Below are 13,613 nucleotides of genomic sequence, written 5' to 3'. Positions count from 1 at the left end.
TGCCGAGCTAGGCGACGCCGATGACGATACCGGCGAAAACGTCGGCTCTGTAACCCGTTGGGCGCCAGTCGTCATCTTCTGCTCGAACGTAGCCACGGGTGTAGAGCCGTGCCGCGGCGGCGGCGCCGGACACCGCGAGCAACCCCGTCTCGTCGCGGCGCACAAGCAGGCCGGCGCCCGCGTCCGAACCCTCGTCGAGGCGGATCGCGACCTGCCCGCTACGCCCGCGCGGGCGGCTCACCAGCGCCCACGGCTCGAGCGCGAGGACGTCGACGACCGGCCGCGCCAGGCCGGTTCGCGCACGAAAGCGGGTCGGCGCCGCATGCGTCAGGACCAGGCCCGTGACGCAGGCGGGCAGGGCGGCGGCCGCGAGGGCCGGCTCCATCCAGCCGGGAGCGACGAGGCGGGTCTCGTGCTCCTGCGCCAAGGCGGCGGCCAGGGCCGGGCCGTCGAACAGCCCGTGGCTCTCGAGCGGCGCGCCGACGAGCAGGCTTCCGACGAATCCGGTCACGAGCCCCACCAGGTCGTCGGGCGCCACGAGCGAGAGGATCCGTTCCTCGGGTCGGTAGCGGGCGATCGCGAGGAAGTCGCTCGCGGCGGCGATCCACGAGGACGCCGGCCGCCAGGCCGCGACGATCCCGTCCTCGCGCCGCGCCAGGGTGACGAGTCCCGGCTCCGGCGGCGCCTCCGCGGGCGGTGGCGTCGGCTCGCCGCGCCCGGCGAGAATCGGCCGCTCGTCGATCATCACCCGGTCGAGGTCGAGCACGCCGTCCGGCGTCTGCGGCCCGAAGCCGAGAACGAAGCGCAGGCCGTAATAGGCCATCGCGATGTCCCGGAAGGTCTCCGCCGGCTTCAGCGAACCGATCCAGCTCTGGGTCACGACCGCGACGGCCCCGGTGGCCTCGACGGCCCGCGCGAGGTCGTCCCGGGGCCAGGCGAGCGGGAGCAGGCAGGGCGTCAGGCCGGCGCGCTCGAGCGCCAGCAGCGTGAGCAGCGCCTCCGAACCGGCCGGCAGGCAGACCGCCACCGGCGCCGCCGGGGGCAGGCCGAGACTGTCGAAGAAGGCCGACAGCCGCGCGACGATGGGCTCGGCCGCCCCGTAGCTCCAGGCGATGCGCGGACGCCCGCACCAGCTCTCCCGCGCCGGCTGATCGACGAAGGCGATGGCCTGCGGACCATGCGCCGCGCGCTCGGCGAACAAGGCGTCGAGGCCGCGGGCAGCGGGAGCCGCCGGCCCCTCCACCGTCTCACGCTCCTTCTCCGCCGCCGGCCTCGTCATGCCCCCTCCCGCCGTCCGTTCGTCGCCCCCCGGCGAATCCGCGCTCACTCTCCGGTGCGCCACCACACGTCCGCCGGAAGCCCGCGCAACGGCGCGGGATCGGGCCGCGCCAGGCCCGCGTCGTAGGCGACCCAGATGTTCTGCTGGTTGTAGAGGGGCACGACGTAGTGGCCCGAGATCAGGAGCCGATCGAGGGCGCGCACCGCGGCCTCGAAATCGTCGCGTTCGGTCGCCTCCAGCATCGCCGCGATGGCGGCGTCGATGCCGGGCTCGCGCGCCCCGGCGAAGTTGAGCGAGCCGGACCGATCCGCCGCGGCGCTGGTCCAGCGGTTGACCTGCTCGTTGCCCGGCGACAGCGAGGCCGGCCAGGTCCACTGGATCATGTCGTAGTCGAAATCCGCGAGCCGGCGCCAATATTGCGCGTCGTCGACGAGGCGGATCGACATGTCGATGCCGATGCGCTTCAGCGCGTCGGCGAAGTTGAGCGCGAGGCGCTCCTGCTGCCGGTTCACCGCCAGGAACTCGAAGGCGAAGGGCTCGCCCGCCTCGTTCCTCATCACGCCGTCCTGCAGGGACCAGCCGGCCTCGGCGAGGAGCGCGAGCGCCTTGCGGATCTGCGCCCGGTCGCGCCCCGAGCCGTCGCTCTTCGGCGGCTCCCAGGTCCCCTCCATCACCGCGGGCAGGACCGCGTCCGCATAGGGCGCGAGGAGCGCGCGCTCCGCCGCGCTCGCCGGAACGCCTCGGGCGGAGAGGTCCGAGCCGTCGAAATACGAGCCGGCGCGCTGGAACAGCCCGAAGAGCAGATTCTCGTTCACCCACTCGAAGTCGAAGACGTAGGTCAGCGCCTCGCGCACGCGGATGTCGGAGAAGACGTCCTGGCGCGTGTTGTAGACGAAGCCGTTCATGCCCTGCGGCGTGCGCTGGGGCACTTCCTCCTTGACGATTCGCCCCTCCTGCAGGGCCGGGAAGTCGTAGCCCGTGGCCCAGCGCGTCGGATCGCTCTCGAAGCGCAGGTCGTAGACGCCTGTCTTGAAGGCCTCGAACATGGTGTTGGCGTCGCGGAAGAACTCGTAGCGGATCTCGTCCACCGTGTTCATGCCGCGGCGGACCGGGAGGTCCGCGCCCCAATAGTCGTCCCGGCGCTTCAGCACGACACGCTCGCCCGGCGAGACCGTGTCGAACGCGTAGGGGCCGGAGCCCACCGGCGGCACGAGCGTCGTCTGGTCGAAGGTCTCGGGATCGATCGTGTGCGTGGCGAAGATCGGCATCATGCCGATGAGCAGCGGCAGCTCCCGGTCGCCGCTGTCGCCGAAATCGAAGCGGATCGTGTGGTCGTCGATCACCTCCACCGCGGCGACCTTGCCGAAATTGCCGCGATAGTACGGCTTGCCCTTGTCGCGCAGGAGCTCGAAGGAGATCTTCACGTCCTGCGCCGTGAGCGGCTCGCCGTCGGAGAAGGTGGCGCGCGGGTCGAGCGCGAACTCGGCCCAGGAGCGGTCCTCGGGCATCGTGATGGATCGCGCCACGAGGCCGTAGAGCGTGAACGGCTCGTCGAGCGAGCGCGCCATCAGGCTCTCCCAGACGAATTTCGGCCCCGCATCCGGGGCGACGCCGAGCGTGATGAACGGGTTGAGGCTGTCGTAGGTGCCCTGCAGCGCGATCGCCAGGCGTCCGCCGCCGGCGGCCTCGGGGTTCGCGTAGGGGAAGTGCGTGAAGTCCGGGCCGAGCGCGGGATCGCCGTGCATCGCCACGCCGTGGCGCGGCTCGGGCGGCGCCTCCTCGGCCGCGACGGGCGCGAGCGCGGCGAGGGAGATAGCGCAGGCGAGCGCCATGCGGCGGGCGAGGGCGGGGAGCGTCAGCGCGGGCACGGGGCATCTTCCTGGTCGGAGTCGGGTGCGGCGAGCGCGATTCGATGATCAAAATAGCATAAGGAGAGAGAGCGTTAACGACTGGAATCTGCGAAGGCGAGCCGCTAAAAGGACGCGGGTCGCGCCATGCCTTCGCCCCAATGGGCAACGAAGAGCGGGCCGCCCGGGCGGGGCCGAGCGCCGCGCCCGCCCGTCAAGAAGCTTCCCTCCAGACGTAGCGAGAGGAAATACAGGATGTCGATTACGGCTCGATTCGCGCGCAAGCGAGGCCTCGTCCTCGTGACCGCCCTCGCCGTGGCGGCCGGCGCGCTCGCGCCGCTCGCGGCTTCGGCCCAGACCCCGCCGGCCCCCGGCCAGCCCAACGTCGTTCCCGTCGTGCCCGAGCCGTCCCAGACCGGCTGGACCAAGCTGTGCGGCGAGGATCAGGCTTCGGGCTCGGAGATCTGCTACGTCACCCGCGACTTCGTTTCCGATCAGGGCCAGCCGGTCCTCGCCGTGGCGATCTACGACATCGACGCGCCCGAGGGGCAGGAGGACCAGCTCGTCGCCCGCTTCCTGATGCCGCTCGGCCTCCTGCTGCAGCCCGGCATCCGCTTCGCGGCCGACCAGAACTCGACCACGAACGGCGCCTTCGCGATCTGCTTCCCCAACGGCTGCTTCGCCGAATCGCCGATCAGCCAGCAGGTCGTCGACCAGATGAAGGCCGGCAACACCCTCAACATCTCGGTCCAGAACCAGATGGCGCAGGTCGTCACCTTCCAGGTGCCGCTCGAGGGCTTCACCGCCGGCTGGGAGGGCGATCCGATCGACCCGGCCGAGCTCGAGGCTCAGCAGCGCCGGCTGCAGGAGGAGCTGCAGCGCCGCTCCGAGGAGCTGCGCCAGCGTCTCGAGCAGGAAAGCGGGGCCGCCGCGCCGCAGTGAGGCGCGCCGCGTTCGAACGCACGAGGACGCCGGGCCCCGCGCCCGGCGTTTTCTTGTCGAGGACGGCGGAGCCTCAGCCCGTCAGGCGGGCTGCCGCTTCGGCCGATGTCGGCGGATTCGCGCCCGGCCGCTCGCAGGTGATCGAGGCGGCGCAGACGGCGAAGGCGAGGGCGTCCTCCACGATGGCGGGCGTGAGGCGTGCGAGCCCGGCGGTGTCGAGCAGGCCTTGCGCATCGAGCCGCGCCAGCAGCGCCGCGTGCAGCGTGTCGCCGGCGCCGACCGTGTCCGCGACGGTCACCGCGCGCCCCGGCGTCGCGAGCCGGGCGACGCCCTCGGCGGTCCGCAGCCAGGCCTGTGCCCCGCCGGGACCGTGGGTGACGACGACCAGACGGACGCCGCCGTCGAGCCACGCGCCGACCAGCGCCTCGAGCGCATCCGCGTGCGCCGGGTCGACGCCGAAGCCGTCGGCGACGTCCTCGGCGCTCGCCTTGACGATGTCGGCGCAGTCCAGGAAGTCGGCGATCCGCGCCCGCCAGGCCACGAGATCGGGCGTCACCATGGCGCGCAGGTTCGGGTCGAGGCTGATCACGCGCGCGCCCGCCTCGCGCTGCGCGAGCGCGAGATAGGCCGCGCCGGCCGGGTCGACGGCCAGCGAGAACGAGCCGAAGGTCAGCGCCGTGACCGTCTCGGGCAGGGATTGCGGCAGGTCGGCCCCGGTGAGGCTGCGGTCCGCCGCGCCGTGGCCGTGGAAGGCGTAGGAGACGTCGCCGTTGGGGCGCGGGGCGACGACGCCGATCGTGGTCGGCCCGGCGAGCCGCGGCGCGAAGGCCGTGTCGGCGCCCGCTCGGGCGAGCCGCTCGGCCAGGACGTCGCCGAAGCGGTCCGTCGAGAGGCCGCCGCAGAAGCCCACCGGCCGCCCAAGCCGGCCGAGCGCGATCGCCACGTTGAAGGGCGAGCCGCCCGGCGCGGCCCGCGCCGCGAGCGCGGTCCCGTCGTCCTCGCCCACGAACAGGTCGATCAGCGCCTCGCCGCATACCAGGATCATCGAGCGTCTCCGTTACCGCCCCACAGGCAAGGGGAGGGGATGCGCGATGTCAATCCGCGGGGCGTTCGCCGCGGCGACCCTGCGCGTCGGGGTTAGCCCGGATGCGCCGGCCCTTGATCCGCGGACGGAGCTCTTATATTAGCACTAACTAAATTATCCAGGCACGAGGACCGCCATGCCCGCTCTTCCCCCGCAAGTCCGTATGACGCCCCGCTCCGGGCGGCATCTCCCCCGCGCGCTCGCCCCAGTCCTCCTCCCAGTCCTCTCGGTGGCCCTCCTCACCGCGACGAGCCTCGTCGCGCCGCCCGCCGCGGCCGAGACCGTCGCGCCCGTCACGGTCGTCGAGACCAAGTCGGTCTACGGCACGGTCGAGGCGCGGGACCGCGCGCCGGCCCGCGCCCGCATCGGCGGCACGCTGGTCGAGCGTGCGGTGTCCGAGGGCGATCTCGTCGAGGCGGGCCAGACGATCGGCCGCGTCGTCGACGAGAAGCTCGCCCTCCAGCGCGACGCGCTGCAGGCGCGGCTGCGCGCCCTCCAGGCGGAGCTCGACAACGCTCGCACCGAGCTCGGCCGCGCCGAGGAGCTGGTCTCCCGCGGCATCGCCACCCAGCAGCGGGTCGACCAGCTCGGCACGCAGGTGCAGGTCGTCGAGAACCAGATCGCGGCGGCCGAGGCGGAGCGCGCCGTCCTCGACCAGCAGACCGCGGAGGGCGCGGTCGTCGCCCCCATCGCCGGCCGCGTGGTCGCCGCGCCCGCGACGCCGGGCGCCGTGGTGATGCCCGGCGAGACGGTCGTCACCATCGCGGGAGGCGGGCTCTTCCTGCGCCTGTCGCTGCCCGAGCGCCACGCCGACCTGCTCGAGGAGGGCGCCTCCGTCAGCATCGCGGCGGAGGACAGCGTGCGCGAGGGCGTCATCGCCAAGGTCTACCCGCAGATCGAGAACGGTCGGGTCCAGGCCGATGTCGAGGTCGCCGACATCGGCGGCTTCTTCGTCGGCGCGCGCACGCTGGTCGAGGTCCCCGTCGCCACTCGCGAGACGCTCGCCGTCCCGGCCGACGCCGTCGACACCCGCGGCGGCGTCGATTTCGTCACGCTCGTCGGTCCGGACGGGCCGCGCGAGATCGTCGTCCTCATCGGCGAGCGCCTTCCCGACGGCGCCGTCGAGATCGTGTCCGGCCTGCGCGCCGGCGACGAGGTCGCCCAATGAGCAACCAGACCCAAAAGCTCGGCATCGCGGGCGGCCTGACCCGCGCCTTCATCACCTCTCCGCTGACGCCGCTCCTGCTGCTGGCCTCCCTCGCGCTCGGCCTCGTCGCGCTCGTCACGCTGCCGCGCGAGGAGGAGCCGCAGATCTCGGTGCCGATGGTGGACATCCACCTTCAGGCCGCGGGCCTGCGCGCCGAGGACGCGGTCGAGCTCGTCACAGAGCCGCTGGAGACCATCGTCAAGTCCATCGACGGCGTCGAGCACGTCTATTCCCAGACCCGCGACGACGGCGCGATGGTCACCGCCCGCTTCGAGGTCGGCACGGATTCGGACGACGCGATCCTGCGCGTGCACGAGAAGGTGCGCGCCAACATGGACCGCATCCCCGTCGGCATCCCCGAGCCGCTGATCGTCGGGCGCGGCATCGACGACGTGGCCATCGTGGTGCTCACCCTCACGCCCGCGCCCGAGGCGGCGGACCGCTTCACGGCGAACGACCTGACGCGGATCGCGCGCGAATTGCGCGTCGAGGTCTCCAAGATCGACGACGTGGGCCTCACCTATCTCGTCGGCGAGACGCCGGTCGAGATCCGCGTCGCGCCCGACCCCGCGCGGCTCGCGACGATGGGCGTCACGCTCCAGCAGCTCGCCGCGAAGCTCGAGGGGGCCAACCGCGCCTTCCCGGTCGGCCAGGTGCGCGTCGCCGGCGACCAGCTGGCGCTCGCCGCCGGCGAGACGCTGTCGAGCCCCGCCGAGATCGGCAACCTCCTCGTCACCACCCGGGACGGCCGGCCGGTCTACGTCCGCGACGTGGCGGACGTCGGCTACGCCTTCGACGCGGTCGATCACTACGTCTTCGACTACGCGCCGACCGAGACGGGCGCGCTCGACGCCGCCCCGGCGGTTTCCCTCGCCGTCGCTAAGCGGCCGGGCGCCAACGCCGTCGAGATCGCGCATGCGGTCGTCGAGCGCGTCGAGGGGCTGCACGGGGCGCTGATCCCCGACGGCGTCGAGGTGCTCGTCACCCGCGACTACGGCGAGACGGCGAACGAGAAGGCGAACGAGCTCCTGTTCCATCTCGGGCTCGCCACGGTCTCGATCATCCTGCTCGTCGGGCTCGCCATCGGGCTGCGCGAGGCGATCGTCGTCGCCATCGTCATCCCGGTGACGATCCTCCTCACCCTCTTCGCCGCGAACCTGATGGGCTACACGCTCAACCGGGTGAGCCTGTTCGCGCTGATCTTCGCCATCGGCATCCTCGTCGACGACGCCATCGTCGTCATCGAGAACATCGCCCGGCACTGGGCCATGCGCGACGGCCGCAACAAGGTGAAGGCCGCGGTCGACGCCGTGGCGGAGGTGGGCAACCCCACCATCGTCGCGACGCTCACCGTCGTGGCGGCGCTCCTCCCGATGCTCTTCGTCTCGGGGCTGATGGGCCCCTACATGAGCCCGATCCCGGCGGTCGCGTCCGCGGCGATGATCTTCTCCTTCTTCGTCGCGGTGATGGTCACGCCCTGGCTGATGGTGAAGCTGGGGCGCGAGCACGCGGCCGGGCACGAGGGCGGGGAAGGGCACGGCGCCCATCACGGCGGCGTGCTTGGGCGCGGCTTCGCGGCCGTCGCCCGGCCGCTGCTCGCGAGCCGCTGGCGCGCGATCGTGTTCCTGGCGCTGGTCGGCGTCGCGACGGTCGCTTCCGTCGTCCCGTTCTACACCCGCGACGTCACGGTGAAGCTGCTCCCCTTCGACAACAAGTCGGAGCTCTCCGTCGTGGTCGACCTGCCCGAGGGCGCGAGCGTGGAGGCGACGAACCGCGTCCTCTCGGCGCTGGCGAACGAGCTCGTCGCCATGGACGAGATCGTCGGCATGCAGACCTATGCCGGCACGGCGGCGCCCTTCAACTTCAACGGCCTCGTGCGGCACTACTATATCCGCTCCGAGCCGCAGATGGGCGAGATCCAGGTCAACCTCACCTCGAAGGAGCACCGCGAGCGGGCGAGCCACCCGATCGCGCTCGAGATCCGCGAGCGGCTCGCCGCCGTGGCGGTGCCCGAAGGCACGACGGTGAAGGTCGTCGAGCCGCCGCCCGGCCCGCCGGTCCTCGCGACCCTGCTCGCCGAGATCTACGGCCCGGACGCCGAGACCCGGCGCGCGGTCGCGACGCGGGTGCGCGAGGCCTTCGAGGCGGTGCCCTTCGTCGTCGACGTCGACGACAGCTTCGGGGCGCCGGCCGAGCGCGTGCGGCTCGCGCTCGTCGACGACGCGCTCGAGTTCCACGGCGTGGAGCAACGCGACGTCTTCGACACGATCGGGGCGCTCTACGGCCGCCAGCTCGTCGGCTACTCGCATCGCGGCGAGGGGCGCGCGCCGATCCCGATCACGCTGGCGCGGCCCAAGGCCGAGCGGCAGATGGGCGAGGCGTCGCTGACGACGCCGATCCCGACGAACCTGCTTCCCGGCGACCGGGGCGTGGTCGAGCTCGGCGACGTCGTCGAGGTCGTGAGCGAGCGCGCCTCCTTCCCGATCTTCCGGCGCAACGGGCGCCCGGCCGAGATGGTGATGGCCGAGCTCGCGGGCGACTACGAGGCCCCGCTCTACGGCATGCTGGCCGTCCAGGACCGGCTCGACGCCATGGACTGGAGCGATCTGCCCAAGCCGACGGTTCGCTATGCCGGCCAGCCCCTCGACGACAGCGCCCCCGTCCTGCTCTGGGACGGGGAGTGGGAGGTGACCTACGTCACGTTCCGCGACATGGGCGCGGCCTTCGCGGTGGCGCTTCTGGCGATCTACATCCTGGTGGTCGCGCAGTTCGGCTCGTTCAAGGCGCCGCTCGTGGTGCTCACGCCCGTGCCGCTGACGCTGATCGGCATCGTGTTCGGGCACTGGCTGTTCGGCGCGCCGTTCTCGGCCACCTCGATGATCGGCTTCATCGCGCTGGCCGGCATCATCGTGCGCAACTCGATCCTGCTCATCGACTTCATCCGCCACGCCGAGCAGGGCGAGCGGACCTTGGTCGACGTGCTGATCGAGGCCGGCGCGGTGCGCTTCAAGCCGATCCTCTTGACCGCGGTCGCGGCGATGATCGGCGCGGCGGTGATCCTGTTCGACCCGATCTTCCAGGGGCTCGCGATCTCGCTGCTCTTCGGGCTGATCTCGTCGACCCTGCTCACCGTGCTCGTCATCCCGGCCATCTACGTGGCGATCCGGGGGAAGACCGGGCCGACGACGACCGTGACGCGCACGCCGGCGACGGCGTGAGGGGACGAAGGAGCGGCCCCGCCGCCGGCGCCGTCGGTCCGGGGCGGGGCGCGCCGATCGATCCGATCCGGCGCTCGCGCGTTTCGTGAACGTGTCACATGAGTGTCATGGCCCGCTCCTAGGGTCCGCCACGCGTCGGGGGGCGCGATCGGCGTCGCCCGCAGGCATGGCCGGATCCCGGCCGGGATCCTCACGGCTCACGCATATTCGCTCAGGGAGATAACCCGTGAAATTCGTCACCTACACGAGCGCGCTCGCGATCGCCGCCGCCGGCGTCCTGGCCGCCGGCGCCGCCAACGCCCAGACCCGCGACCAGATCCGCATCGTCGGCTCGTCCACGGTGTTCCCCTACACCCAGGCGGTCTCCGAGGAGTTCGCCAACGCCACCGAGTTCGCGGCTCCGGTCGTCGAGTCCACCGGCACGGGCGGCGGCATGCGCATCTTCTGCGAGGGCGTCGGCCCCGGCACGCCGGACATCACCGGCGCCTCCCGCGCCATGCGCGAGTCCGAGTTCGAGCTGTGCACCGAGAACGGCGTGACCGACGTCTCCGAGGCGCTGATCGGCTTCGACGGCCTCTCGGTCGCCCACGCCGCCGAGGCGCCGGACTTCGGCCTCACCGAGGAGCATCTCTTCCAGGCGCTCGCCTCCGAGGTCGAGGTCGACGGCGAAGTCGTCGCGAACCCCTACACCAACTGGAACGAGATCGACCCGTCGCTCCCCGACGCGCCGATCACCGTGTTCGGCCCGCCCCCGACCTCCGGCACCCGCGACGCTTTCGTCGAGCTCGTGATGGAGGACGCCTGCGAGACGTTCCCGGCGATCGCGGCTCTCGAGGAGACCGACGAGGAGCGCTTCGAGCAGGTCTGCTCGCGCATGCGCCAGGACGGCCCGTTCGTCGAGGCCGGCGAGAACGACAACCTCATCGTCCAGCGCCTCCAGCAGGATCCGAACGCGCTCGGCATCTTCGGCTACTCGTTCCTCTACGAGAACCAGGACACGCTGAAGGCGGTTCCGATCAACGGCGTCGAGCCGACCCCGGACACCATCGCCGACGACAGCTACCCGATCGCCCGCCCGCTGTTCTTCTACGTGAAGAACGCGCATCGCGGCGTGATCCCGGGCCTGCAGGAGTTCGTCGAGATGTACATGGCCGAGGAGGCGATCGGCCCCGGCGGCTACCTCTCCGAGCGCGGCCTGGTTCCGCTGTCGGACGAGCGTCGCGCCGAGGTCCAGGACGCCGTCGTCAACGGCAAGACCTTCACGCGCTTCGGCGGCTGAGCTAGAAGGCTCCCCATCGTCTCGGGTCACGGCGGAACCCCGCCGTGACCCTTCCGTCATATGACATGCGTGTCGAAGCGAGCGGCTCCCAATGGCCGGTAACCTGATCCTCGTCATCCTCGTCCTGTCGCTCGTCGCCTATTTCGTCGGGCAGGCGCAGGGGCGGAAGTTCGTCTACGCGACGTCCGTCGGCGAGGTACATTCCCGGCCGGTCTATCACGGCGCCTTCGTGGCGGTCTGGGTGGGCGTTCCGGCGCTTCTGCTCGTGCTGATCTGGCTTCTCTTCCAGGGCACGATCGTCGACCGGCTGATCCTGGCCAGCCTGCCGCCCTCCATGACCGACGGCGCCTCGCCGGCGCAGCTGTCCCTGTATCTCACCGAGGTCAAGAACGTCGCCGGCGGCATGATGTTCGGCGAGCCGTCCCCGGAGATCCGCGCCGCGGCCGATCGCTACGCCGCCTGGTCGCAGATCGCCCGCTGGGCGATGGTCGTCGCGGCGCTGGGCCTGTCGATCCTCGCCATGGTGGTCGCCCGCGCCCGCCTGCGTCCGCTGTTTCGCGCCCGCCAGGGCTTCGAGCGCGCGCTGTCGATCCTGATGGTGACGTGCTCGGTCCTCGCCATCTTCACCACGATCGGCATCATCGGCGCGCTGCTCTACGAGGCCTGGCTGTTCTTCGCCATCATCCCGCTCGGCGAGTTCCTCTTCGGGCTCAAGTGGGAGCCGCAGATCGCCATCCGCGCCGACCAGATCGCCGGCGCCGGCGCCTTCGGCGCGATCCCGGTCTTCGTCGGCACGCTCTTGATCGCCACGATCGCCATGGCGGTCGCGGTGCCCATCGGGCTGTTCTCGGCGATCTACCTCACCGAGTTCGCGAGCGACCGCATCCGCGCTGTGGTCAAGCCGATGATGGAGATCCTCGCCGGCATCCCCACCGTCGTCTACGGCTTCTTCGCCGTCATCGTGGTCGCCCCGGCCATCCGCGGGGCGGGCATGGCGCTCGGCATCCCGGTCGCGCCGAACACCGCGCTCGTCGCCGGCGGCGTGATGGGCATCATGATCATCCCGTTCATCTCGTCGATGACGGACGACGCGCTCAACGCGGTCCCGCGGTCCATGCGCGACGGCTCGCTGGCCATGGGCGCGACCCAGGGCGAGACCATCATGAAGGTGCTGCTCCCGGCGGCGCTGCCCGGCATCGCCGGCGGCATCCTGCTGGCGGTGAGCCGCGCCATCGGCGAGACCATGATCGTGGTGATGGCCGCCGGCCTGATCGCCACCCTGACCTTCAACCCGCTCGACTCCGTCACGACGGTGACCGTGCAGATCGTCACGCTGCTGATCGGCGACACCGAGTTCGACAATCCGAAGACGCTCGCCGCCTTCGCGCTCGGCCTCGTCCTCTTCGTCGCGACGTTGGGCCTGAACATCATCGCCCTGCGCATCGTCCAGAAATATCGAGAGAAGTATGACTGACACGGCGCAAATCGGTTCGTCGCCCGTCGACTGGACGTCGTCCGAGGCGGATGCGCGGCGCCGCCGCCGCCGGGCGTCCGAGTCGCGGCTGCGCCTCTACGGCGTCATCGCGATCGGCACCGCGCTCGGCCTGCTCGCGATCCTGATCGGATCGCTCGTCCTGTCGGGCTACAAGGCCTTCACGCAGACCGACGTCGTGGTCGACGTCTACATCGACCCGGAGATCGTGAACGCCGAGGATCCGGCGCGCGGCAACTACCGCGCCATCGTCAACCAGACGATGGAGGGCCTGTTCCCGGACGCATCCCCGGCGGAGCTGCGGGTCGCGCGCGACGTCCTCACGAGCAACGCGCACTTCATGATCCGCGACTACGTCGTGGCGAACCCGGGCTCGATCGGCGAGACGGTGCGGCTCGAGATCCCCGCGTCGGACCCCTACGACCAGCTCGCCAAGGGCGAGATCGACCGGGATCTGCCGGAATCGCGCCGACGGGTGAACGATATCGGGCTCGCGCTCTACGACCGTCTGGACGAGCAGGGGCGGATCGAGACCGAGTTCAACACGGCCCTGTTCACCAACGCCGACAGTCGCTTCCCCGAGCTGGCGGGCCTGTCCGGCGCCGTCGTCGGCTCCTTCTTCGCGCTGCTCGTGTGCTTCCTGCTCAGTTTCCCGATCGGCATCGCGGCGGCGGTCTACCTCGAGGAGTTCGCGCCGAAGAACAAGTGGACGGACATCATCGAGGTGAACATCAACAACCTCGCCGCCGTCCCCTCGATCGTGTTCGGCCTCCTCGGCCTCGCCGTGTTCCTCGGCTGGTTCGGCATGCCGCGCTCGGCGCCGCTCGTCGGCGGCATGGTGCTCGCGCTGATGACGCTGCCGACCATGATCATCGTCACCCGCGCCTCGCTGAAGGCGGTGCCGCCCTCGATCCGCGAGGCGGCGCTCGGCGTCGGCGCCTCGAAGCACGAGGTGGTGCTGCACCACGTCCTGCCGCTGGCGCTGCCGGGCATCCTGACGGGCACGATCATCGGCCTCGCCCAGGCGCTCGGCGAGACGGCGCCGCTCCTGCTGATCGGCATGAACGCCTTCATCACGAGCCCGCCCGGCGGCCTGCTCGACCCCGCGACGGCCCTGCCGACGCAGATCTTCATCTGGGCGGACAGCCCGGAGCGCGGCTTCGTCGCGCGCACGTCCGCCGGCATTCTCGTGCTATTGGGCTTCCTGATCCTGATGAACCTGATCGCGATCCTTCTGCGCAACCGCCTGGAGCGGAAGTGGTGAG

General features: G+C 71.3%; 9 protein-coding genes. 6 read left to right on the top strand and 3 right to left on the bottom strand.

Annotated elements, in window-relative coordinates; genetic code table 11:
- Positions 1-7: 7 nt before the first annotated feature.
- Positions 8-1,279, bottom strand: coding sequence for an AMP-binding protein (locus ABL310_RS11885; protein ID WP_349371882.1), 1,272 nt, complete (start codon positions 1,277-1,279; stop codon positions 8-10).
- Positions 1,280-1,323: 44 nt separating this feature from the next.
- On the bottom strand, positions 1,324-3,147 hold the full coding sequence (locus tag ABL310_RS11880) for an extracellular solute-binding protein (RefSeq protein WP_349371881.1): 1,824 nt from the start codon (positions 3,145-3,147) through the stop codon (positions 1,324-1,326).
- 279 nt (positions 3,148-3,426) lie between these two features.
- On the opposite strand from ABL310_RS11880, the gene ABL310_RS11875 reads away from it, so the two are divergent.
- Positions 3,427-4,068, top strand: coding sequence for an invasion associated locus B family protein (locus tag ABL310_RS11875; protein ID WP_349371880.1), 642 nt, complete (start codon positions 3,427-3,429; stop codon positions 4,066-4,068).
- Between the two features lie 73 nt (positions 4,069-4,141).
- Here ABL310_RS11875 and ABL310_RS11870 read toward each other — a convergent pair whose 3' ends face one another.
- Positions 4,142-5,113 carry a carbohydrate kinase gene (locus ABL310_RS11870; RefSeq protein ID WP_349371879.1) on the bottom strand — a complete coding sequence of 324 codons (972 nt, stop codon included), beginning with the start codon at positions 5,111-5,113 and terminating at the stop codon, positions 4,142-4,144.
- A gap of 175 nt (positions 5,114-5,288) precedes the next feature.
- On the opposite strand from ABL310_RS11870, the gene ABL310_RS11865 reads away from it, so the two are divergent.
- The 5 genes from ABL310_RS11865 (at position 5,289) to pstA (ending at position 13,612) form a co-directional block, all read left to right on the top strand.
- Positions 5,289-6,320, top strand: a complete 1,032-nt coding sequence (locus ABL310_RS11865; RefSeq protein ID WP_349371878.1) for an efflux RND transporter periplasmic adaptor subunit — start codon at positions 5,289-5,291, stop codon at positions 6,318-6,320.
- Positions 6,317-9,577: an efflux RND transporter permease subunit gene (locus ABL310_RS11860; protein ID WP_349371877.1), complete on the top strand. Its 3,261-nt coding sequence runs from the start codon at positions 6,317-6,319 to the stop codon at positions 9,575-9,577. Before ABL310_RS11865 ends, ABL310_RS11860 begins: the two co-directional genes overlap by 4 nt.
- A 226-nt stretch (positions 9,578-9,803) precedes the next feature.
- Positions 9,804-10,856 (top strand): PstS family phosphate ABC transporter substrate-binding protein, encoded by a 1,053-nt coding sequence (locus tag ABL310_RS11855; RefSeq protein ID WP_349371876.1) that lies wholly within the window; start codon positions 9,804-9,806, stop codon positions 10,854-10,856.
- 91 nt (positions 10,857-10,947) lie between these two features.
- Entirely contained in the window at positions 10,948-12,330 is a 1,383-nt protein-coding gene (pstC, locus tag ABL310_RS11850) for a phosphate ABC transporter permease subunit PstC (RefSeq protein WP_349371875.1), read from the top strand.
- Complete coding sequence (gene pstA, locus ABL310_RS11845) at positions 12,323-13,612, top strand: phosphate ABC transporter permease PstA (RefSeq protein WP_349371874.1); 1,290 nt, start codon at positions 12,323-12,325, stop codon at positions 13,610-13,612. Before pstC ends, pstA begins: the two co-directional genes overlap by 8 nt.
- Position 13,613: the final 1 nt, after the last annotated feature.

Source organism: Salinarimonas sp., assembly GCF_040111675.1.
In the GTDB taxonomy this organism is placed as follows: Bacteria; Pseudomonadota; Alphaproteobacteria; order Rhizobiales; family Beijerinckiaceae; genus Salinarimonas.
Note: the sequence above shows the minus strand (reverse complement) of the source record. Positions and strands in the feature narration are given on the sequence as shown.